Origin of the sequence: Pedobacter fastidiosus, from assembly GCF_014306625.1 — a bacterium.
GTDB classification, from domain to species: domain Bacteria; phylum Bacteroidota; class Bacteroidia; order Sphingobacteriales; family Sphingobacteriaceae; genus Pedobacter; species Pedobacter fastidiosus.
Genome location: NZ_JACRYL010000002.1, coordinates 305251 through 327670, shown reverse-complemented (window position 1 = coordinate 327670; position 22420 = coordinate 305251). Strand labels below are relative to the sequence as shown.

Below are 22420 nucleotides of genomic sequence, written 5' to 3'. Positions count from 1 at the left end.
AACCACGGAGTAGGAATTAGGCGAATAAACCTATCATTTGGTACTTCACCAACCGAAATTTTAAATTAATAATGAGTAGAGAAACAATATTATCAGCAATTCTAAATAATCAGCCTCAAGCAACCAAACTGCCAGAATATTTGCAATTTGATTCCCCATCTAAAGAAGTAATAACCGAAAAATTTGTTCAGATGATTAATTTAATCGGTGGACGAGTTGTCGTAATTCATAAATTAGAAGATATTGATTTGTATATTTCTGAGCACTTCAAAGTTAGCGATCAGATTATTACACCGATTGAAGGTTTGAAATATTATACTTCTTTTACTGGAGATGAAAAACCTCATCAGTTTGTAAATACGGAATTTGCATTTTTTAAAACTCATTTTGCAGTTGCAGAAAATGGCGCCATTTGGATTACAGAAGATTTAATGGGACAACGTGTTTTACCTTTCATTACCCAGCATTTAGGGATGGTGGTTGAAGAAGAAAATATTATCGTAAACATGCATGAAGCCTATAAAATTATTGAAAATCAAGATTATGGCTTCGGAACCTTTATTGCCGGACCTTCTAAAACAGCTGATATTGAACAATCTTTGGTTTTGGGTGCGCATGGTGCAAGGAGCATGACTATATTTTTGGTTAAAAGCGTTCCCAAATTTTTCAACACCTAAGAAGCCTAAGTTGGGGTTTCAAAAACAAGCTTTGCAAAATAATTCCAAACAAAAAGCCCAAATCTTATGATTTGAGCTTTTACATTTTAATTTTTTTTTTGCTTATTTTCCAGCTGCCTTAGCATGATCTGCTAAGAAAGTTGCTAAACCGCTATCGGTAAGTGGGTGTTTTAACAAACCAGCAATTGCTGCCAAAGGAGCAGTAATTACATCAGCGCCTAATTTAGCACAGTTAACAATATGCAATGGACCGCGGATTGATGCTGCCAAAATTTGAGTTTCGTAACCGTAGTTATCAAAAATAGTTCTGATATCTTCAATTAAAACCAAACCATCGCTAGAAATATCATCCAAACGACCTAAAAATGGAGATACATAAGTTGCTCCAGCTTTTGCAGCTAATAAAGCCTGGCCAGCAGAGAAAATTAATGTACAGTTGGTTTTGATTCCTTTAGAAGAGAAATATTTAATGGCTTTAACGCCATCTTTAATCATTGGTACTTTTACAACAATTTTTGGGTTTAAGGCAGCTAAAGCTTCACCTTCTTTAACAATTTCATCAAATGTTGTGGCAATAACTTCAGCACTTACGTTGTCATCAACAATATCGCAAATCGCTTTGTAGTGGTTAATTACATTCTGTTCGCCAGTAATGCCTTCTTTAGCCATTAAGCTTGGGTTGGTGGTAACGCCATCCAAAATTCCCATGTCTTGTGCTTCTCTGATTTGATCAAGATTAGCTGTGTCTATAAAAAATTTCATTGTTTATAAATTCTTAAATGAGTATTCGAGTTTTATGTTTAAAACCCTGAAGAATTTAGTATTCCCCCTTCAGGGGATTAGGGAAAGTAAAAAAAGGGCAAGCACCTTCTATCGCACCGCTACAACCTTCTACCCTTGCTGCATTCCTGCCCTGGGGGAGTTCAAAAGGAGCTGGTCGTAAAAGACTTGCCCGCCACAAAGGTAGCAAAACAAGTGGTTTTGCAAAATGCATTTTTTTAATTTTTTTAGTATCTTGGCTATGTGGTTGATTAATAAATTAATAAAATTTTATTGTTGCTAAAATTATGTTTTTTATAAGTGTTAATCACTAATATTTAAATAGAGGAAAGAAAACATCTAAAGTGATATTAAAATTTATTTATGAATAGTATATTTATATGTAAAAATATTATATGATGTCTTTTATCGATTAATTTGCTAAAAATATAGTTTTTGACTCTGTTTCTATGTTTGCTGATTTCGTATTTATTGAATTGTTTTATTAGCAATATTTCAAATTTTAGTTTGTCTGTTACATAAAAACTAAAATAATCTTAAAAATTATATAAACTCTATAATTTGCGCCTCATTTTTTTTATCTTAGTGTTTCCTATACACTAACAACTAACGAGCAAAGAATGAAACCAAACAGTGGATTGTATGATGCACAATTCGAACACGATGCCTGCGGTATTGGGTTTGTTGCGCATGTGAAAGGGCGAAAATCACACCAAATTATCTCCGATGCGCTTACTATTTTAGAAAATTTAGATCACAGGGGAGCTTGTGGTGCAGAACCAAATACTGGCGATGGTGCTGGTATTATGCTGCAAATCCCTCACGAATTTTTTTACGATGAATGTTTAAAAGCTGGCTTTAGCTTACCAGAAACCAATAATTACGGTGTTGGTATGCTTTTTATGCCGAAAGACATTCGATCTAGAGAAGAATGCAGAGAGTTAATTTATCGTGCTGCCGAAAAACTAGGATTAGAAATTCTAGGTTTTAGAAAGGTTGATGTGGATACCACTGATATCGGAAATATGGCACTTTCTGTAGAGCCAGAAATTGAGCAGGTTTTTATTGCTCGTCCGTATGCAGTTGCGCAAGGCGCTGATTTCGAACGCAAACTTTACATCTTTAAAAATTATTTAATCAAGCTAATCGTCAATACGGTTCACGGTGGCAAAGATTTTTATATTGTTTCGCTTTCTGCGCAAACCATCATATATAAAGGTCAGCTTACTTCGTTACAAGTACGTACCTATTTTACCGATCTAAGCGATAAGCGAATGGTTTCTGCTTTAGGCTTGGTTCACTCGCGTTTTGCAACCAATACTTTTCCTTCTTGGCGCTTAGCTCAACCGTTTCGCTTTATTGCACATAATGGTGAAATTAATACCTTACAGGGGAATTTAAACTGGTTTAGAGCAGGTGTTAAATCTTTTGCATCGGCCTATTTTACACCAGAAGAATTGGATATGTTACTTCCGGTTATCGATGAAACCAACTCAGATTCTGGCTGTTTAGATAACGTAATCGAACTATTGCTTCATGCAGGCAGAACACTTCCTCATGTTTTAATGATGTTGGTTCCTGAAGCTTGGGATGGCAACGAAGACATGGATCCAATTAAAAAAGCATTCTATGAGTTCCATGCTACATTAATGGAGCCTTGGGATGGACCTGCAGCAATCGCTTTTACTGATGGTAAACTGATTGGCGCAACTTTGGATCGGAATGGTTTACGCCCTTCCCGTTATGCAATCACCTCTGATGATCGCGTAATTATGGCATCTGAAGCTGGAGCCTTAGCAATTGATCAAAGTACAATTATAGAAAAAGGTCGTTTAACGCCGGGCAAAATGTTTGTTGTAGACATGGAGCAGGGTAGAATTATCAGCGATACTGAAATAAAACAACAGGTTTGTAGCAAAAGCCCATATTCAGATTGGATTAACCAATATCAAATCCGTTTGGAGGAATTGCCTGAACCTCGAGTAATGTTTACCGGACTATCAGAAGAATCTATTTTTAAATATCAGCAGGTTTTTGGTTACAGTAGAGAAGATATCGATCTTTTACTTAAACCGATGGCAATTGAAGCTAAAGAGCCAATTGGTTCTATGGGTACTGATACGCCACTTGCAATTTTATCAAAACGGCCTCAGCATTTATCTAACTATTTTAAACAGTTATTTGCTCAGGTTACCAATCCTCCAATTGATCCGATCCGCGAAAAGGTAGTGATGAGTTTGGCCAGTTTTATGGGAAGCAATGGAAATTTGTTGGAGGAAAACCCTTTGCAATCGCATTGTGTGGCCATTAAACACCCAATATTAACCAATCAAGAGTTAGAAAAATTAAGAAGTATTGATACCGGGGTTTTCCAGGCGAAAACTTTGCAAACTTATTTTAGAGCGGATGGTAAGCCTGGCGCTATGGCGAAAGCTTTAGATCGTTTGTGCCGTTATGCAGTAGATGCGGTTGAGGATGGCTTTCAGGTTATCGTACTAACAGATAGAGCAATCGATTCTGAACATGCTGCAATGCCTTCGTTATTAGCTGTTTCTGCGGTTCATCATCACTTAATTCGTAAAGGATATCGTGGTGCTGTTGGGATAGTTGTAGAAGGTGGAGACATTTGGGAGGTACATCATTTTGCGACCTTATTGGGCTTTGGTGTTACCGCAATCAATCCTTACCTAGCTTTGGAAACCATCAATGGTTTTGCAGAAGAATCTGGATTATCCATAGAGCAGTTAACCAAAAATTATATTTATGCGGTTAATAGTGGCTTGCTTAAAATCTTCTCTAAGATGGGAATTTCGACCTTGCAATCGTACCAAGGCGCACAAATTTTCGAAATTTTAGGTTTAAATAAACAAGTTGTAAATACTTATTTCACAGGTGCGGTTTCTCGTATCGGTGGATTGGGATTAGATGAAATTGCTAAAGAAACTCTAATTAAACATCATCGCAGTTTCGGACCTGCAACGCAAATTGAAAATTTATTGCCAGCTGGCGGTACTTATAAATTCCGTCGTAGGGGTGAGGCACATTTATTTAATCCTCAAACCATCCACTTGTTGCAAAACGCAACTCGTAAAAACGATTACAATATTTTTAAGCAATACTCTAAACTGGTAAATGAGCAAACACAACAAGCTTATACCATCCGTGGGTTGTTCGAATTTAATTATAGTCGTCCTTCAGTTCCTTTAAATGAGGTAGAATCTACCGAAGCAATTTTAAAAAGATTTGCAACCGGAGCAATGTCTTTTGGTTCAATTTCTCATGAGGCACACTCAACTTTAGCGATTGCGATGAACCGAATTGGCGGAAAAAGCAATACTGGAGAAGGCGGAGAAGATGAAATGCGTTACACTAAATTGCCAAATGGCGATAGTATGCGCTCTGCCATTAAACAAGTAGCATCTGCTCGTTTTGGGGTAACCAGTTATTACTTAACCAGTGCCGATGAGTTACAGATTAAAATGGCTCAAGGTGCAAAACCTGGAGAGGGTGGACAATTGCCTGGGCACAAAGTGGATGATTGGATTGCAAAAGTTCGTCACTCTACACCTGGAGTTGGTTTAATTTCGCCTCCTCCACACCACGATATTTATTCAATTGAGGATTTGGCTCAACTGATTTATGATTTGAAAAATGCCAATCGTGCGGCTAGAATCAATGTTAAATTGGTATCTAAAGCTGGTGTTGGAACTATTGCCGCCGGTGTTGCGAAAGCACATGCCGATGTAATTCTGGTTTCTGGTTTTGATGGTGGTACAGGTGCTTCTCCATTAACTTCTATTCAACATGCTGGTCTTCCTTGGGAGCTTGGTTTGGCTGAAGCACATCAAACCTTAGTTAAAAATAAATTGCGTAATCGCATTGTTTTACAAACTGATGGTCAATTAAAAACAGGTAGAGATATTGCAATTGCTGCTTTATTAGGTGCAGAAGAATGGGGAGTAGCAACAGCTGCATTGGTAACAGCAGGCTGTATAATGATGCGTAAATGTCATTTAAACACTTGCCCAGTTGGTGTGGCCACTCAAGATCCCGAACTAAGGAAATTGTTTAGTGGAGATGCAGATCACGTTGTTAATCTTTTCCATTTCTTAGCTGAAGAGCTGCGTGAGATTATGGCTGAACTTGGTTTCAGAACCATTCACGAAATGATTGGTCAAGCGGATATTTTAAAAGTACGTGAATTGCCAACTGAAGACTGGAAGTTAAAACATTTAGACTTATCGGCAATTCTTTACAAAGCAGAAGATAATGGTCTTCCATTATTTAATACAGAAAGTCAAGATCATGGTTTAGAGCACGTTTTAGATCACCAATTAATTGCAGCAGCTCAACCGGCAATTAATAACATTGAACCGGTTTTTGCAAGTTTCGAGGTTAAAAACACGAATCGTTCTATTGGTACAATGTTATCTAATGAGATTTCTAAAGTACATTTAGGCGCAGGTTTACCTCCAGATACCATCAACTTTAAATTTGTGGGTTCTGCAGGACAAAGTTTTGGGGCATTTAATGCTCGTGGCGTTACTTTATCACTAGAAGGTGAAGCGAATGATTATGTTGGTAAGGGATTATCTGGGGCACGCTTGGCGATTTATCCATTTTCAAACTCAACCTTTATTCCCGAACAAAATATTATTATCGGTAACGTAGCACTTTATGGTGCAACATCTGGTGAGTTATTTGCCCGTGGTAAAGCTGGTGAACGTTTTGCAGTTCGTAACTCGGGCGCAACTGCGGTTGTGGAAGGTGTTGGAGATCATGGTTGTGAATATATGACTGGTGGCGAAGTTTTAATTCTTGGTGATACAGGAAGTAACTTTGCAGCCGGCATGAGTGGCGGTGTGGCTTGGATTTATGATGCAAATGGAACTTTTGCCCGCAAGTGCAATAAGGAAATGGTAGATCTTGATCCTTTACAGGCTGAAGATGAAGAACGTATTTTAGCCTTGCTTAAAACGCATATTCGTTTAACAGACAGTAAGGTTGCAGAATTTATCTTGAGCGATTGGAAAACTCAATCTAACCATTTCGTTAAAGTATTCCCTAAAGAATACAAAGCGGTTTTAGCAAAACGTAATCAACAAGTAAAAACACACTAAGCCATGGGAAAAGTAACAGGATTTCAAGAGTACGATAGAGTTGCGCCCACGCGAGAAGAGGCTACAACTAGAGTAAAACATTATGGGGAATTTTTAAATGAATTACCCTCACAAGAATTAAATAGACAAGCTGCACGGTGTATGGATTGTGGCGTTCCCTTCTGCCAGTCGGGTTGCCCATTGGGTAACGTGATTCCAGAATTTAACGATGCCGTATATCAAGGTAAATGGGAACAGGCTGCAAATATTCTACTAAGCACAAATAACTTTCCCGAATTTACTGGAAGAATTTGTCCGGCACCATGCGAATCCGCTTGTGTATTAGGAATTAATCGTCCGCCGGTTTCTATTGAAGAAATTGAGAAACACATTATTGAAATTGCCTTTGAAAAAGGATACATCAAAGCAAAAGCACCACTTATTAGAACTGGTAAAAAAGTTGCTGTAATTGGTTCAGGACCGGCAGGTTTAGCGGCTGCTGCTCAATTAAACAAAGCCGGGCATGAAGTTACCGTTTTTGAACGTGATGATGCTCCAGGTGGTTTGTTGAGATACGGAATTCCAGATTTCAAACTTCAAAAAAATGTGATCGATCGCCGTGTTGATTTGATGAAGGAGGAAGGGATTATTTTTAAATGTAATGCCAACGTTGGCGAAAATGTAGAAATAAGCACATTGTTGAGAGATTTTAATGCATTGGTTTTGGCTGGTGGTTCTACAATTCCTCGCGATTTGCCAATTGACGGTCGCTCGGCTAAAGGTGTTCATTTTGCAATGGATTTCTTAAAACAACAAAATAAACGGGTTGCCAATAGAGATGTTGTGGTGGAAGACATTATGGCTACAGGCAAAAATGTTATTGTTATTGGCGGTGGCGATACAGGTTCTGATTGTATCGGTACTTCTAATCGCCATGGGGCAAAATCGGTAACGCAGTTCGAAATTATGCCAATGCCTCCTCAAATTCGTAGTTCCAATATGCCTTGGCCAACTTATCCAATGTTATTGAAACATACTTCATCGCATGAAGAAGGCGCAGAAAGAGCTTGGTCGGTTAATACCAAAAACTTTATTGCTGATGAAAATGGCAATTTGAAAGCTTTAAAAGTTGTTGATGTTGAATGGGAAATTGATGCAAACGGCAGACCGGTAAAGTTTACCGAAGTTGCCGGAACTGAAAGAGATTTACCATGCGAATTGGTTCTTTTAGCGATGGGTTTCTTACATCCTCAAAAAGAAGGTTTAATTGAAAAGCTTGGTATTGAATTGGATAACCGAGGAAATGTAAATGCTTCAGAGCATACTTATCAAACCAATATCGCGAAAATTTTTGCTGCTGGTGATGTTCGCCGCGGACAATCTTTAGTAGTTTGGGCAATTTCTGAAGGTAGGGAGGCTGCCAGAAAAGTAGATGAATACTTAATGGGATCTACCAAACTTGCATCGAGAGATGCTGTTGCTTACGCTTAAATACAGGTTTAAATATTTATTTTTTAGGTCGTGGAGTTTTCCACGACCTTTTTTTGTTATCGGTGATCGATTTAATTAGCATATTATTTCGATCGGTAAGTCACCAATTAACAGGCAAACCTTATGATACGGTCGTCCTTGCGAAGCCAATTTTTTTTAAGTAGCAATAGCGTTTCGGTTCTGCGAAAATCACCTTGATCTGCGGGAGATTGAAAGTTAGTGTAAAAAAGGAGAAGATTGCTTCACCCCACCGCAATACCTAGGCTTCAGTTCGCAATGACTAGACTGGTTTGAGGGAATAGGCTAAGTTTTGGTTTCCCGCTGATTACGCAGATTTTTTTTCTGATTAGAAATAATTCGGAAGTATCTCCTTATTAGATTAATATAAGGTTTCATTTGGTGATACACCAACCAATAGGTAAAAAAAAATATCTGTGTTCATCCTTTTTATCTGTGGTTAAAATATTTTTGTGTAGAAATAGCGTTTCGGTTCTGCGAAAATCACCTTGATCTGCGGGAGATTGAAAGTTAGTGCAAAAAAGGAGAAGATTGCTTCACTCCACTGCAATACCTTGGCTTCAGTTCGCAATGACGAGACTGGTTTGAGGGAATAGGCTAAGTTTTGGTTTCTCACTGATTACGCTGATTACGCTGATTTTTTTTCTGATTAGAAATAATGCGAAAGCATCTCCCGAATATCTTAATAAAAAAGGTCATCCTTGCGAAGCCAATCTTTTTTAAGTAGCAATAGCGTTTCGGTTCTGCGAAAATCACCTTGATCTGCGGGAGATTGAAAGTTATTGCAAAACGAGAAGATTGCTTCACTCCACCGCAATACCTAGGCTTCAGTTCGCAATGACGAGACTGGTTTGAGGGAAGGTATATTAAATTTTGGTTTCCCGCTGATTACTCGGATTTTTTTTCTAAGTATTAATACTAAATAATCTTTTAAAACGATTGATGCCAATTTTTGTTATTTTGCCATTGCGACTAAATTTTAAAAGCAAAAGCCCTTAATGCGAAAATTATTACAACGTTGGCTAAGTAGTTGGATTATTCGGATGACGAATAAATATGGTTCAAGGCCAAATAGAAAACGAATTCATGATGCGTTGAACAAACTTTTTAAAAAAATAAATGCTGAACCGGGCAAGCGTGGATTGATTTTTAAACTTACCGACCAAGATAAATACATCATACTTTCTGATCAGCATAAAGGGGCTCGAGATTATGCAGACGACTTTGCATTGGCCGAAAAAAACTATTTAGTGGCCTTAAAATATTATAATCAGGCAGATTTTAAATATATTAATTTGGGCGACAGTGAGGAGCTTTGGGAGAATTTGCTAGAATCGGTTATTAAGCATAATAAAGAAACTTTTGAGTGTGAAAAGGCTTTTATAGTGAGAGATGCCTTTACCAAAATATTTGGAAATCATGATTTGTATTGGGATAATGATCCACTCTCGGGCTTTAATTTGAATCGTATTTATGGAAAAAAGATTCCCATTTATGAAGGTGCAATTTTAAAGGCCGAAATTGGGAATCAAACTTTGGATATATTTTTAACTCACGGCCATCAAGGCGATTTACAGAGTGATGGAAATTGGTTTAGTAAATGGTTTGTGAGTACGATTTGGGCGCCATTACAAGCTTATTTACAGATAAACCCAAATACGCCAGCTTACGATAATCAGTTAAAAACGGCCCATAATACAATGATGTATAGCTGGGTGGCAAGTAAGAAAAATATTGCTTTAATTACCGGACATACGCATCAACCAGTTTTTGCTTCGTTAACCCATTTAGAAAGAATTTACATTAAACAAAGGCAGGCTAAGAAAGATGATGATCAAAATCAGCTGGAACTTTTAAATGCCGAATTGCGCAAACGAATTAAGGAAGGGGATAAGGCGCCAAGATTTAGGCAATATAAACCAAGCTATTTCAACAGCGGGTGTTGTTGTTTTAGCGATGGCGACATTACCGGAATTGAGATTGATGCCGGTTTTATTAGGCTGATTAAATGGTCTTTTTTACGGAACGGAGATCCAGAACGAATTATTCTAGAAGAGATGAAACTCTCAGAACTTATAGATCCAGTTATTTAATCGGTAATTCTAAATAAAAGGTGGTTCCCAAATTTTGTCCTACACTTTCTGCCCAAATTTTCCCTTTGTGCATATCTACGAACATTTTAACGGTAGATAAGCCCAAGCCATTAGAATCTTCATTTGCGGTTGGGTTAGAACTTAAATTAGCAAATTTTAAGAATAACCTTTCCAAATCATCTTTTGATAAGCCTTGTCCGAAATCCTGAATAGAAACGGTTACCAAATTGCCTTCTGAAGTAAGCGAGATTTTGATCTCCTTTCCAACCTCGGAAAACTTGATTGCGTTTTCGATTAGGTTGTTGAAAATTTGATTTAGTTTGTTTTGATCACCGTAAATCTCTATTACCCCTTCTGCGATAAAAATTATTTGTTGATTTTTATTTGTACTTATTTTAGTCAGATCGTTAATAACCTGATTGATTACCGCGTTTAAATCAACCTTAATTTTCTGCATTTTAAAGGTTTCCTTCTCTCTTCTTGCTGCGCTTAAAATAAAGTTTAAATTATCAATCATGTTTTTAGATTGTTGGTTTATTTTTCCAGCAATCAAAGCAACTTTTTCGTCAGCACCAGAAATTCTTCCGGCCAATTCAGATTGAAGTGAAATGGTTGTCATTGGGTTTTTTAAATCGTGCACCAGCATGTGTAAACGATCATCGTGCGCCCTTAGCGATTTTCTAATGGCCAACCGAGTTTCCAATTTATCCAAAGCAATTTTGGATAATAAACTCAACATATTTAATTGATCCTCGGTTGGTTTCCTTGGTGATTTATCCGTAACGCTTACGGTTCCAATGATATAGCCTTCAGGAGTAATTATTGGAGCACTGGCATAAAATCGAACTTCGCCACTTTTTACATAAGGATTTTGAAGGAAGCCAGAAATGGCGTTTGTATCTTCAAAAACGGTTATATTTTTAGTTAAAATTGCGAGTGTGCAAAAACTATCATTACGCTTGATTTCGGCCGATTCTTGATTTTTTGCATTCGCTTTTAGAAAAACTCTATCTTCATCAATAAAAGTAACATAAGCATTATCGGCCTCGAAAATTCCTTTGGCCAACATCGCAATGTGGTTAAAACCATTTTCTGCAGGTGTATCCAATATTTCATATTCGCGAAGCTTTTTTAATCTCGCTTCTTCATTAGCAGGCGCAATGTTTTTGGGTAAATTAAAATTAAGCATTTAGGGGATAGTGTTTTTTTTGCTTTAAAATAATTTTAAAGGTAAAGATTTATCTTAATTAACTTAAACGCAAATTTTATGATTTTTTTAAAAGCTTAAAACAGGGAATTTATAAACAATTATTACCTAAATTTAGTTTATAATAAGATGAAGATGTGGTGCAGTAAAAACTTATCCCTTAATTAAAAAAGCTTAAATAATGAGATTATATATAGAGCGTAAACCAGTTAAAGTAAACCCCGATACCAAACGAGTAATTGCCAGATTCTTTTTTAATGGAGATGAGAGAGCATTAGAAGTAATTAAAAAAGTCCTTCAATTTTCTGATGAAAAGGTTTTTTCTCTGATCTCTCCAATTTTACAGGAATATTCTAAAAGGCATAGAAACATTACAAAAATCCTTACTAGACATTGTAAGAAATTAAAAAAGCAATTTGCCACATTAGGGACTGATTTTGAAGATATTGAGCCTTATACAAAGTTGCTAATTGGTGCTTATTTTACCCATGAATATTCAATAGAATCGGCCGCGTTTTTTAATCCAAGTATTGTAGATGATCCCGATCAAACCGATTTGGTTGAAGGAGAAAAAAGAGTAATTATAAGTTTTAGAGCTGTTGGTGAAGGTCATATTTCTTCTATCGTTTTTAGAAGAGCGCTAATAGATGCAAAAAATAATATTCAGGTTTTACCGGTAGGAAACTATGTAGATGAAGCTGAAGTTGTAAAAAATGCCATTTATGTTAAAAAGCTCTTTTTCAAAAAGGCTGCGTATGCACAAATCGATTCATCGGTTTTGGAAGAGGTTGAATCTAAATTGGATGATAAATTCGAATATACAAGCTTAAGTAATATCATTAAAGATTCTAAAACGCTTAATAAAGAAAATCCTGCTCGTTTGGTAGAATACGATAAAGTGCTTTGGTTATCAGATACTTATCATACTATTAGTTTTTCTAAAGATACAGATATTTCTGACCGAGTAATTTTTCCAATTTCCGAATTTGAACGTAAAGGAATTGAAGATGCCCGATTTGTTAAGTTTATAAAAGAAGATGGAAAGGTTTTATACTATGCTACCTATACCGCTTTTGATGGATCTTTAATTATTCCTAAACTTGTACAGACCGAAGATTTTTATGAATTTAAGGTAATTCCACTTTATGGAGATGGAGCCCAAAATAAAAATTTGGCATTATTTCCAAGAAAGATTAATGGTAAATATGTAATGATGAGCCGGATTGATGGTTGGAATAATTACCTAATGTTCTCTGATAAAGTGAATGTTTGGGAAAACCCAGTTCTACTTAAACAGCCAAGATACGATTGGGAATTGGTACAGATTGGAAACTGTGGTTCGCCGATTGAAACTGATAAAGGTTGGATTGTAATTACTCATGGCGTTGGCCCAATGCGAAGATATTGCATCGGCGTGAGTCTCTTGGATTTGGAAGATCCCAGTAAAGAAATCGGTCATTTGAAAGAGCCATTAATTATCCCAAATAACGATGAGCGTGAAGGTTATGTACCTAACGTTGTATATTCTTGTGGATCGATTATTAGCAATGGTGAGCTTATTATTCCTTACGGATTATCTGATTACAGCTCATCTTTTGCTACAGTTAATTTAGAATTGTTGTTAAATAAACTATTGGAAAATAAGCCTGAATAATTTGGGTTGTAAATATTTCTATTAAAAAGGATGATTTAGCGAGGCTTTATCATCCTTTTTATTTTTAACAACTTGCAATAGCATAAAGGAAAACGGTTCTAACTCGACGTAAAAAAAGCATGATTCATTTTATTGAACCATGCTCTGTATTCCAAGACATTAAATTTTTATATGCACTTCTCTGTTTCCACAAGGGGAGAAGCCAATGTTTCATATTCTATTTCTGCTACTTTAAGAACAGCCAAATGTGAGATGAAATAAGCTAATGTACTTTCTGCACCTTGATTTCTATTTACACTATTAAATTGTAAGCCATCGGCACAACCATGTGTTTCAAAATCGTATAGAGGAATATGTAAGCTATTTTTTCCTAAAAACCATTCATAGCTCATTTGCATTTGATTTAAAAACTTGTCATCTTTTGTAATCTCAAATACTTTAGAATATAACAAAACCATGGCCATAGTTTCTATCGCTTGTTGATCATAAATTGGGTTTTTTCCATGTTTTTTCATCCAACCAGCATTTCCAACGGGATTTAAGTAGCCATTTTCAAAAGAGAATGTATTTAAGAATTCAACGCTTTCCATTGCTATTTTGTACGATTCCTGATTCCCTGTAGCTTCGAAATGATGCAATAGGGCTAGCGGTAAAATGGCATTGTCATAAGTTAAAATATCTTCAAACCAGTGCCAGTCGCCATCCTTATTTTTTTTGTAAGAATCTTTTAAGGAATTAGCCAATTGATTAATTTCTTTCACTAAAATTTCATCTCCAGGATGTGCGCATAGATAATAAGATAAACCAATTATAGTATTGGCCATGCCTCTCAAATACTTTAAATTTTTAAAATGAGGAATTGAGTGAGAGAAGATTTCTCTTCCAAATTCGCGATATGAATTATTTGGAGCACTGGATATAAGGTAACCCAAAGACCAAATTGTACGTCCGAATGAATCTTCCGAACCCACTTCATCCAAATAGTTTCTGTTAAAACTCAAGAAATTTCTAAAGTTTCCATCATCGGTTTGCATGTATTGGATAAAGCTCAAATAAATTGGCATCAACTTTACTGCCTTCGGATTTTTATCTTGATCATAAGCCATTAAAGCCATAATCAAAGCCCTCGCATTATCATCAATACAATAACCTTCCTTTAAATTAGGAATGCCAAATCGAGCATGTTGTATAATTCCGGTATCATCAGTAAGCAAAGAAATGTGATTTAAATTCAAAGCCGGCATACTGTCCACATCAATAATTGGAGGTACAACTCTTTTTGGTTTTTCACCTTTTGCCAAGGCATCGGCTAGCACATTTAAATAGACATTGCCAATAGCAGGCCATCTCAACTTTAATCCATAATTATATGCGTTTTGTTTTAAAGCTTTATGCTTACTTTCATCATTTAATAAGGAGTTAACAATGGATGCCAATTGCTCGTCGTTTTTAAAATCGAAGAGCTTTCCTCTATTCTCAGCAAGTAATTCTTGAGCATGCCAATAGGGCGTAGAAACCACTGCTGCGCCTGCACCAACTGCGTAAGATAACGTTCCACTTGTAATTTGTGCCTCATTTAAGTACGGTGTAATATATAAATAACAAGCTGTTAAATATTGGTGCAATTCTTCTTCAGAAACAAATTTGTTTACAAAAGCGATATTATTTTCAACGCCCAAATCTTTAGCTAAAGTTTTTAAACTGTCGCGATATTCCTCACCATTATGTTTTACAACACCAGGATGGGTATTGCCTAAAATAATATATAGAACATCAGGATGTTGGGCTACAATAGATGGAAGTGCTTTAATAACAGTTTCTAGCCCTTTATTTCTACTGATCAATCCAAAAGTGAATAATACTTTTCTTCCTTTGAATAAATCACTTTGTGATAATTCGTTATTTAATATTGGCTCCAAATCTGGAACACCATGTTCAATCAATTTTATTTGAGTAGAAGGAATTTGATAAATGCTATTTAAAAACAGAACAGCCTTTTTGCTCATGACTACAATTTTTGAAGATTTTAATGCAATCTCCTTAATGATAGTTTGTTGCATAAAATTTGGTTCTTTTAAAACCGTATGCAAGATGGTAACGAAAGGTTTTTTTAGTCTATTGATTAGTGAAAGAAGGAATACACCACTATTTCCGCCATAAATCCCAAACTCATGCTCAATAATGCAAGTATCTACCTCGCTATTGTTAATAAAATCAGCAGCTTCGATATAATCGTTTTGGTTTTGCTGACGGATTATAAATTTAACCTCATTTGGGTAAGCGTGTTCATCTAAATTATCTGATTCATTTAAAGCTACAATGAAACTTTTGCTGGCCTCGTATGATGGATTTAGGCTTAAAGCATTAACTAGATTCTGGTTAAATGTAGCTAATCCGCATTCGCGTGGTGGGTAGGTAGAAATGTAGGCTATTTTCATATGAATTTCGAAAGATTAGATACTTAAATAACATACAATTACCTAAATAGTTTGGGAATTCCTCAATTTACGCATTTTTATCCCAAAACAATATCATTTAAGAGCTTGTTAATAAGATAGTTTTATAAAAATGATATGAGATCTATTTGGAAAGGTTCAATTGGGTTCGGTTTAGTTAACATTCCTGTTAAGTTATTTTCTGGAGTACAGAATAGTAATCTGGATTTGGATATGCTTGATGAACGCGATCACGCGAAAATTAAATTTTTACGTGTGAACGAAGACACCCATAAAGAGGTGCCATACGATAAAATTGTACGAGGTTATTTTTTGAAAGATAAGTACGTGATTTTGGATAAACACGACTTCGAAGAGGCATCACCAGAAAAAACAAAAATTATCGAATTAGAAAATTTTGTAGATATAAAAGAGATCAATCCAATTTTCTACGAAACTTCATATTATACAGAGCCAGAAAAACAAGGTAAAAAAGCATATGCTTTGCTTTTAAAAGCCCTTGAAAAATCGGGTAAAGCTGGCGTTGCTCGTTTCGTTCTCAGAAATACTGAAAATCTTTGTGTAATCCACCCAATGGATGGTGTTATCGTAGTTACTAAAATTAGGTTTCAACAGGAAATTAGAAGTTTTTCTGAAATTACGAAAGTAGATGATGTAACCATTACTAAAAAAGAAATGGATGTTGGGTTAGCCCTGATTAAACAATACAGTTCCAAATTTGATTTAAGTGCGTTTAAGGATGATTATAGCGATGAGCTTTTAAAGATTATAAAAGCTAAAGCGAAAGGAAAACGCGCTACCGTTAAGAAAATGAAACCACAAAAAGCAACCAGTGATGATTTGTATGATCAATTAATGCAAAGCTTAGGTTCTAAAAAGGGTGCTTAAATCCATAAACGCAAAAAGCATCGCTATTTTAGCGATGCTTTTTGGTTAAATTATATAAGAAATACCTGTTGTGTTTTAAGGTAAAAAGATTGCTTCGTCATTCTTCCTCCCAAAGACAATAGTATATACGTCATTTAGAAGCTGGGTTTCCGCGAGCTGAAGAAATCTCTCGTTTTTATACAAAAACTTCTTCCAAATGCACAACAGGTAAGAAATGCTATTTATTAAATGCTGCTTTCAATTGATCAGCTGCATAAGCTTGAGCTTGTTTCGCTTCTGGAACTGCAATTGCCATTCCAAAAAACTCATGTGTTACGCCTTCATAATTTTTACTGTCTACTTTTACACCTGCAGCAGAAAGTTTGTTAGCCAACATTACGCCATCGTTATTTAACGGATCTATTTCTGCAGTAATGATTGTAGTAGGTGGCAATCCTTTTAAATTTGCGTTAATCAATGATATTCTAGGGTCTTGAGCTTCAATCATCGTATTTACGTATTTTTGAGTGAACCAAGCCATCATTGCTTTATTTAAAGGTTTTGCATTTGCATACATTTTGTAAGATTCTGTTTCCATGTTAGCCTGAGCAATTGGATAAACCAAAACTTCGTGAACAGGAATCATAATGTGTTTATCTCTAGCCATGATAGATACATTGGCCGCTAAGTTTCCACCAGCACTTTCTCCAACAACCGCAATTTTAGCTGGATCAGCTTTTAAGCTCGATGCATTTTTAACTGCCCATTCATAAGCCGCGAACGCATCATTATGTGCTGTCGGAAATTTGTTTTCTGGCGATAATCTATACGCTACAGATACTACAACAGCGCCAACTTGCTCAGATAAAGCCTGTGCCGAAGCATTATAAACATCTAAATTAGCAATTACAAAACCACCTCCGTGATAATATACAATTAAAGGAAATGGTCCGTTGCCCGATTTTGGAGTATAAACACGTAAGTGAATTTTACCACTACTTACATCAATATCTTTCCCCATGGTATCAACCATTGATTCGGGCATTTTAATGTTATTTTCTTTCACAAGATCCATTACCGCATCAGTTGGCGTATGGTTTTTGCGGGCATCAACAGCACTAAGTGTTTCAATAGGTTTATCGCCATAACTAGTCAGTTTTTCTATAACAGCCTGCATTTCTGGCTTTATTGTTTTGCCCCATTCTGGTGCTGGTCCTGCGGGTTTTAAGCTCGTCACTTTTGTAGAGTCGGTTATGGTAGAATCTGTTGTAGTGGTTGTTGTTTTTGTTCCGCTGTTACAAGCCGAAATAGTAATCGCTAAAGCACAAACCGCAGTAGAAATTTTTAATAGATTGGTTTTCATAGGGTTAATTTTTGTATTAATGTTCATGCTATAACACTCACTTTCATTAACTGTTTTAGTGTACTCACAACATTTAAGAATTCATCATTTTTCAAACATCTTCCGTATTTGGGTTGTTCTATATAGAAAATTAGACTTTATGTTAACAGAAATAACTGGATTACCCGAAAATATTTTCGGAGTTAGAGCCACTGGAGAGGTAGAAAGCGAAGATTTAAAAAACGTTCTGTTACCTGGATTAAAAAGAACTGCCGATCGATTTGATGAAATTAGATATTTGTTATTGCTTGAAACTGATGTGAAAAATTTCACGGCCGGAGCATGGATTCAGGATGCAAAAGCTGGTTTACAAAACTTTACCAAATGGAGAAAAATAGCGATAGTGAGCGCTGAAAAAGGAGTAGAATGGTTTAGCGATATTTTTACTTTCGCTACACCAGGAAGTTCTAAAGGCTTTAAACCTGAAGAATTTGAAGAAGCTAAAATTTGGTTGAGCGAAGATTAATTTAAACTTAAAACAATTGAGAGATGAAAAATTCTAAAACATCTGCAGAAAGCAAGAAAGCAACTGCATCTAAAGATACTAAAGCTAAAGGTGCTGATGAAAAAGTTACTTCAGCAAAGGATGCTAAAAAATTAACAGTAACTAAGGACAAAAAATAAAGGAATATAGATCATTAATATTAAAGGATGACGATTGAAGCTGATAAGATAGATTATTTTACAAACAAGGTTTACGATTGGGTATTAACCCGAGGACCATACATTCTATTTGGATTGGCATTGTTGTTTATTGGTTTATGGTTAATTAAACTTTTAGCCAAATGGATCCAATCTGATATGCATCGAAGAGATGTAAATCCTTCCCTTCGTCCTTTTTTAACAAGTTTGTTGGTTATAACATTACGCATTTTACTAGTTTTAACTGTGATGCCAATTATTGGTATCCAACTAACTTTTTTAACTGTATTAATTGGTGGAATCAGTGTTGCAGCAGGTTTGGCTTTATCCGGAACTTTGCAAAATTTTGCAAGTGGGGTACTTATTCTATTGCTAAAACCATTTGTAGTTGGCGATAATATTATTGCCCAAAATCAGGAAGGAACAGTAACCTCGATCCAGATTTTTTATACTATAGTTACCACATTTGATAATAGAACAGTTGTAATTCCAAACAGTAAGCTCTCTAATGAAGTAATTATTAATATTAGTAGAGAAGGCAGCAGGCGTTTGGATGTAGAGTTGAAGTTTAGTTATGGAATAGATTACGATAAAATTGCAGAAATTTTTAACAGAACGACTGATGAATTTAAAGACTGCTTAAAAACCCCTAAACGCAGAATTGGTGTTTCCAGTTTAGATGATAGTGGATATAAGGTTGCTTTAAATGTGTGGGTAAAGGCACATGGCTTTACAGATACTAAGCTTACGTTTCAGAAAGCGCTACTGGAAAATTTAAAATCGGGAGATATAAAGTTGCCTGGAATGGGAGATTAAATAGCAGATTTTTTTAACAATGCGTAAATCTTATCCATTAATTCATCAATGTTAAAAGGTTTGGCCATGAAATCATCAGCCTCAACACCATCGAGTATGTAGTTCGTAGAATTGTATCTGGCAGAAATCATTAACGCAGGGATGTGTTTAGTTGTTTCAGTTTCTTTAAGTTCCTTGAGTAAAATACGTCCATCAATATCTGGTAACATGATGTCCATAATAATTACATCAGGTTCAAAATCATGAACATGCTGTATAAAATCGGCACCTTTATTAAGTCCGGCAACGTTAAAAGCTTCGCTTTCTAATATAAGGGTTATAACATCTAAGATCGCGTGGTTATCTTCAATAACCAAAATGTTTTTCTTTGCCAAGGTGTGGGATGTAATTAAAATTTAAAACAAATATATAATAAAAAATAAATCGAAAAACCGAATTGATTAAAATAGAACTATTCTAAAAATAGATCTAAAGTTTGCCAATCCAAAAAAACTAATATTTTTGTAATACCTATTTTTTTTATGAATAACTTTTCAGTAGACCTAACCAATTGCGATAGAGAACCAATCCATATTCCGGGCAAAATCCAGTCGCACGGTTTTCTAATTGCAGTAGATCAATCAGCCTTAAATATTTCGTACATAAGCGAAAATATTGACTTGTTCGTAAAAGAAAATGCTAAAAATTTATTAAACAAACCATTAGCCCAATTCAATACATTTATCGATCAAGATGGCCCCGAATTTAATATTGAAGATTTATTAAAACTTGGTGTAATTAAAAAGAGCTTCGATGCTATAAGTCCTCATCCCTTATCAATCAATGGGAAACCATTTTATTTAATCATATCCGCTGCTCACAACTATTGGTTATTAGAATTCGAACCTGTCACTTTACAGTATGACATTCAAAGTTCTATTGGTCGTTCTGCTTCTGCAATGTTAAAGGGCAAGAGTGTTTCTGCTCTGCTAAAGGGTGCAGCAATTGAAGTGAAAAAACTTATCAATTATGATCGAATAATGATTTATAAGTTCTTGGATGATGGGCATGGTGAGGTGGTAGCCGAAGAAAAAGAGGAGCATTTGGAGCCATTTTTTGGTCTTCATTATCCAGCGTCGGACATTCCAAAACAGGCCAGAGAACTTTATAAACTAAACTTAACCAGATTAATAGCAGATGTAAATACAGAAGATTCTCCAATCCTTACCTTTAATGAAAATGAGCCATTAGATTTAACTAATGGAAGTTTAAGGGCAGTTTCTCCAATCCATATTCAATATTTAAAAAATATGGGCGTGTTCTCTAGCTTTAGTATTTCATTAATTTCTCACGGAGAATTATGGGGATTAATAGCCTGCCATAACTACAGCCCAAAATTTATTGATTATAAAGCCAGAGAGGGTTCAAAGCTTGTCGGACAAATTCTTTCCTCAGCTTTGGAATATCGCCAGGAAGAGGAGGACATCGAAATTGTAGAGAAATTTAAAAATACTGCAGAGATATTAGCTCAATATTTAAGTCGTGATCACTATTTAATTGAGGCGATAACGAATCATGATGAAAGTATTTTGGATATTACTCAAGCATCAGGAGTAGCAATAATTTTTGAAAACACCTTAAAAACTCTTGGAACAGTACCTAATGAAGAAGATATTAAAGAATTGGCTCAATGGTTAAAAAAATCTACTGATGAAACCGTTTATTACACACATCGATTATCTGAAATTTATTCCCCATCTAAGAAATACAAAAATATTGCTTCAGGTATTTTAGCATGTACAATCGGCAAAAATTCTGATGAGATGATTATTTGGTTCAAGCCAGAACAGATTAGCACTGTAAATTGGGCAGGAAATCCAGATAAACCAGTAACACCATCAGAAAATGGTCTACTCAGTTTGTCGCCACGAAAGTCTTTTGAAACTTGGTCGCAGGTTGTAAATAATACTTCAGAACGTTGGTTGCCAGAAGAAGTAACTTCAGTTTTGCGTATTCGTGAGATTATTATTTCTCATATAAATAAAAGAGCTAATGAAATTAGGCTACTAAATGAAAAACTTCAAGCCGCTTACGAGGAGCTTGATACTTTCAGTTATACTATATCGCATGATTTAAGAACACCTTTAACATCAATAAGAACCTATGCAGAACTTTTACTTAAAAATAAAAGTATTGATGATCAAGGAAAAAAGATGTTGGATCGAATTTTAACTGGCGCCGATAAAATGAATTTCTTAATTAAAGAGATTTTAAATTTAGCAAGAGTTGGTAGATCTGATATTAGCTTTGAAACTGTTGATGTGCAAAAACTCATTAACGATATTAGTACAGAAGTGTGGACGGCTTTTAAAGCAGACAATGCTGAATTAATTTTAGGGCATTTGCCAACATTATCGGGCGATAAAACTATGATTGCCCAAGTTTTCACAAATTTAATTGGTAATGCTGTTAAATACTCCTCAATGGCACAAAACCCTAAAATAGAGGTTGATGGATACCTTGATGGTGGAGAAATAATTTATTGTATTAAAGATAACGGTATAGGAATTGATAACCGATATTATGACAGAGTTTTTGAGCTTTTTAAGCGAATGGACAACGTTAAAGACATAGAGGGAACAGGAGTAGGATTAGCTATTGTAAAGAGGATTGTTGAAAGACATAATGGTAGAGTTTGGTTTGAAAGCCAATTAAATGTCGGATCTACTTTTTACGTAGCCTTTAAAAACAAATAAAATGAAAACGCCGGATATATTTTACGTTGAGGATGATTTGGACTATGCATTTTTTATGCAAAGTGCAGTACAAGAAGTTAAAGATACTTTGAACTTAACAATTGTTGAAGATGGGGCAGAAGCTTTACAGAGATTGCAAAGTTTTGCTGAAAGTAAAACGAAACCTAAATTAATTTTATTGGATTTAAATCTTCCAGGCTTATCTGGATTAGATTTGTTAAAGTTTATTAGGGATATTCCTTATCTAAAATCCATTCCTGTAATTCTTTTCTCTACTTCTGATAATCCAGCCGATGTTAAAGCTTCCATCGAATTTGGGGCTAACGCATACTTAACAAAGCCTGATGGTTATGATAATCTTGTGAAGTGTTTACACTCTGTACACGATTTCTGGTTTAACCAGCATTTACGATTAAATTAATTAACACAACATAAATTAAAGATTCGGATTTAGTAAATTCGAATCTTTTCTTTTTTAATCAA

Annotated in this window: 16 protein-coding genes and 1 other RNA gene; 11 read left to right on the top strand and 6 right to left on the bottom strand. The window is 35.5% G+C overall.

The features are described from left to right. Nucleotides 1-71: 71 nt before the first annotated feature. Nucleotides 72-677, top strand: a complete 606-nt coding sequence (locus tag H7U22_RS03520; RefSeq protein ID WP_222621787.1) for a LutC/YkgG family protein — start codon at nt 72-74, stop codon at nt 675-677. 102 nt (nt 678-779) lie between these two features. Here the strand turns inward: H7U22_RS03520 and fsa are convergent, their stop codons facing one another. Together fsa and ffs are read right to left on the bottom strand one after the other, a co-directional pair. Next, complete coding sequence (gene fsa, locus H7U22_RS03515) at nt 780-1439, bottom strand: fructose-6-phosphate aldolase (protein WP_187069949.1); 660 nt, start codon at nt 1437-1439, stop codon at nt 780-782. Between the two features lie 92 nt (nt 1440-1531). Further along, nucleotides 1532-1631, bottom strand: an RNA gene (gene ffs / locus H7U22_RS03510) — signal recognition particle sRNA small type. Between the two features lie 446 nt (nt 1632-2077). Between ffs and gltB the strand changes: the two genes are divergently transcribed. The 3 genes from gltB to H7U22_RS03495 all read left to right on the top strand — a co-directional run bounded on the left by gltB (nt 2078) and on the right by H7U22_RS03495 (nt 10158). After that, on the top strand, nt 2078-6577 hold the full coding sequence (gene gltB / locus H7U22_RS03505) for a glutamate synthase large subunit (protein ID WP_187069948.1): 4500 nt from the start codon (nt 2078-2080) through the stop codon (nt 6575-6577). Nucleotides 6578-6580: 3 nt separating this feature from the next. Continuing rightward, nucleotides 6581-8047: a glutamate synthase subunit beta gene (locus H7U22_RS03500; protein ID WP_187069947.1), complete on the top strand. Its 1467-nt coding sequence runs from the start codon at nt 6581-6583 to the stop codon at nt 8045-8047. A gap of 1016 nt (nt 8048-9063) precedes the next feature. Then, entirely contained in the window at nt 9064-10158 is a 1095-nt protein-coding gene (locus H7U22_RS03495; RefSeq protein WP_187069946.1) for a metallophosphoesterase, read from the top strand. Here the strand turns inward: H7U22_RS03495 and H7U22_RS03490 are convergent. After that, nucleotides 10151-11347: a GAF domain-containing sensor histidine kinase gene (locus H7U22_RS03490; RefSeq protein ID WP_187069945.1), complete on the bottom strand. Its 1197-nt coding sequence runs from the start codon at nt 11345-11347 to the stop codon at nt 10151-10153. The two genes, H7U22_RS03495 and H7U22_RS03490, sit on opposite strands and share 8 nt — an antisense overlap. Nucleotides 11348-11546: 199 nt before the next feature. Between H7U22_RS03490 and H7U22_RS03485 the strand changes: the two genes are divergently transcribed. Next, nucleotides 11547-13019 (top strand): glycoside hydrolase family 130 protein, encoded by a 1473-nt coding sequence (locus H7U22_RS03485; protein WP_187069944.1) that lies wholly within the window; start codon nt 11547-11549, stop codon nt 13017-13019. A 167-nt stretch (nt 13020-13186) separates the two neighbouring features. Here H7U22_RS03485 and H7U22_RS03480 read toward each other — a convergent pair whose 3' ends face one another. Continuing rightward, nucleotides 13187-15457, bottom strand: coding sequence for a glycosyltransferase family 4 protein (locus tag H7U22_RS03480; RefSeq protein WP_187069943.1), 2271 nt, complete (start codon nt 15455-15457; stop codon nt 13187-13189). A 135-nt stretch (nt 15458-15592) separates the two neighbouring features. Between H7U22_RS03480 and ku the strand changes: the two genes are divergently transcribed. Continuing rightward, on the top strand, nt 15593-16363 hold the full coding sequence (gene ku / locus H7U22_RS03475) for a non-homologous end joining protein Ku (protein WP_187069942.1): 771 nt from the start codon (nt 15593-15595) through the stop codon (nt 16361-16363). Between the two features lie 217 nt (nt 16364-16580). Here ku and H7U22_RS03470 read toward each other — a convergent pair whose 3' ends face one another. Next, nucleotides 16581-17705, bottom strand: coding sequence for an alpha/beta hydrolase (locus H7U22_RS03470; RefSeq protein ID WP_187069941.1), 1125 nt, complete (start codon nt 17703-17705; stop codon nt 16581-16583). Nucleotides 17706-17844: 139 nt separating this feature from the next. On the opposite strand from H7U22_RS03470, the gene H7U22_RS03465 reads away from it, so the two are divergent. Genes H7U22_RS03465 through H7U22_RS03460 form a run of 3 tightly spaced genes read left to right on the top strand, consistent with a single transcriptional unit; the run spans nt 17845 to nt 19202 of the window. Continuing rightward, nucleotides 17845-18210 carry a SpoIIAA family protein gene (locus H7U22_RS03465; protein WP_187069940.1) on the top strand — a complete coding sequence of 122 codons (366 nt, stop codon included), beginning with the start codon at nt 17845-17847 and terminating at the stop codon, nt 18208-18210. 23 nt (nt 18211-18233) lie between these two features. Beyond that, the gene (locus tag H7U22_RS23265) at nt 18234-18368 is read left to right on the top strand and encodes a hypothetical protein (protein WP_262890346.1); all 135 of its coding nucleotides are present in this window, start codon (nt 18234-18236) and stop codon (nt 18366-18368) included. 27 nt (nt 18369-18395) lie between these two features. Further along, complete coding sequence (locus H7U22_RS03460) at nt 18396-19202, top strand: mechanosensitive ion channel family protein (protein ID WP_187069939.1); 807 nt, start codon at nt 18396-18398, stop codon at nt 19200-19202. On the opposite strand, the gene H7U22_RS03455 is transcribed toward H7U22_RS03460, so the two are convergent. Further along, a complete protein-coding gene (locus H7U22_RS03455) occupies nt 19199-19576 on the bottom strand; it encodes a response regulator transcription factor (protein ID WP_187069938.1) in 378 nt (125 codons plus the stop codon). The two genes, H7U22_RS03460 and H7U22_RS03455, sit on opposite strands and share 4 nt — an antisense overlap. Nucleotides 19577-19723: 147 nt before the next feature. Between H7U22_RS03455 and H7U22_RS03450 the strand changes: the two genes are divergently transcribed. Both H7U22_RS03450 and H7U22_RS03445 read left to right on the top strand, forming a co-directional pair. Further along, the gene (locus tag H7U22_RS03450) at nt 19724-21937 is read left to right on the top strand and encodes an ATP-binding protein (protein ID WP_187069937.1); all 2214 of its coding nucleotides are present in this window, start codon (nt 19724-19726) and stop codon (nt 21935-21937) included. 1 nt (nt 21938) lies between these two features. Beyond that, nucleotides 21939-22358: a response regulator gene (locus H7U22_RS03445; protein WP_187069936.1), complete on the top strand. Its 420-nt coding sequence runs from the start codon at nt 21939-21941 to the stop codon at nt 22356-22358. Nucleotides 22359-22420 lie beyond the last annotated feature (62 nt).

Coding starts and splice junctions, on each gene's coding strand:
- H7U22_RS03500 (WP_187069947.1), top strand. CDS start 6,581: ATGGGAAAAGTAACAGGATTTCAAGAGTACGATAGAGTTGCGCCCACG.
- gltB (WP_187069948.1), top strand. CDS start 2,078: ATGAAACCAAACAGTGGATTGTATGATGCACAATTCGAACACGATGCC.
- H7U22_RS03485 (WP_187069944.1), top strand. CDS start 11,547: ATGAGATTATATATAGAGCGTAAACCAGTTAAAGTAAACCCCGATACC.
- H7U22_RS03480 (WP_187069943.1), bottom strand. CDS start 15,457: ATGAAAATAGCCTACATTTCTACCTACCCACCACGCGAATGCGGATTA.
- H7U22_RS03460 (WP_187069939.1), top strand. CDS start 18,396: ATGACGATTGAAGCTGATAAGATAGATTATTTTACAAACAAGGTTTAC.
- H7U22_RS03450 (WP_187069937.1), top strand. CDS start 19,724: ATGAATAACTTTTCAGTAGACCTAACCAATTGCGATAGAGAACCAATC.
- H7U22_RS03495 (WP_187069946.1), top strand. CDS start 9,064: ATGCGAAAATTATTACAACGTTGGCTAAGTAGTTGGATTATTCGGATG.
- H7U22_RS23265 (WP_262890346.1), top strand. CDS start 18,234: ATGAAAAATTCTAAAACATCTGCAGAAAGCAAGAAAGCAACTGCATCT.
- H7U22_RS03445 (WP_187069936.1), top strand. CDS start 21,939: ATGAAAACGCCGGATATATTTTACGTTGAGGATGATTTGGACTATGCA.
- H7U22_RS03465 (WP_187069940.1), top strand. CDS start 17,845: ATGTTAACAGAAATAACTGGATTACCCGAAAATATTTTCGGAGTTAGA.
- fsa (WP_187069949.1), bottom strand. CDS start 1,439: ATGAAATTTTTTATAGACACAGCTAATCTTGATCAAATCAGAGAAGCA.
- H7U22_RS03520 (WP_222621787.1), top strand. CDS start 72: ATGAGTAGAGAAACAATATTATCAGCAATTCTAAATAATCAGCCTCAA.
- ku (WP_187069942.1), top strand. CDS start 15,593: ATGAGATCTATTTGGAAAGGTTCAATTGGGTTCGGTTTAGTTAACATT.
- H7U22_RS03470 (WP_187069941.1), bottom strand. CDS start 17,705: ATGAAAACCAATCTATTAAAAATTTCTACTGCGGTTTGTGCTTTAGCG.
- H7U22_RS03490 (WP_187069945.1), bottom strand. CDS start 11,347: ATGCTTAATTTTAATTTACCCAAAAACATTGCGCCTGCTAATGAAGAA.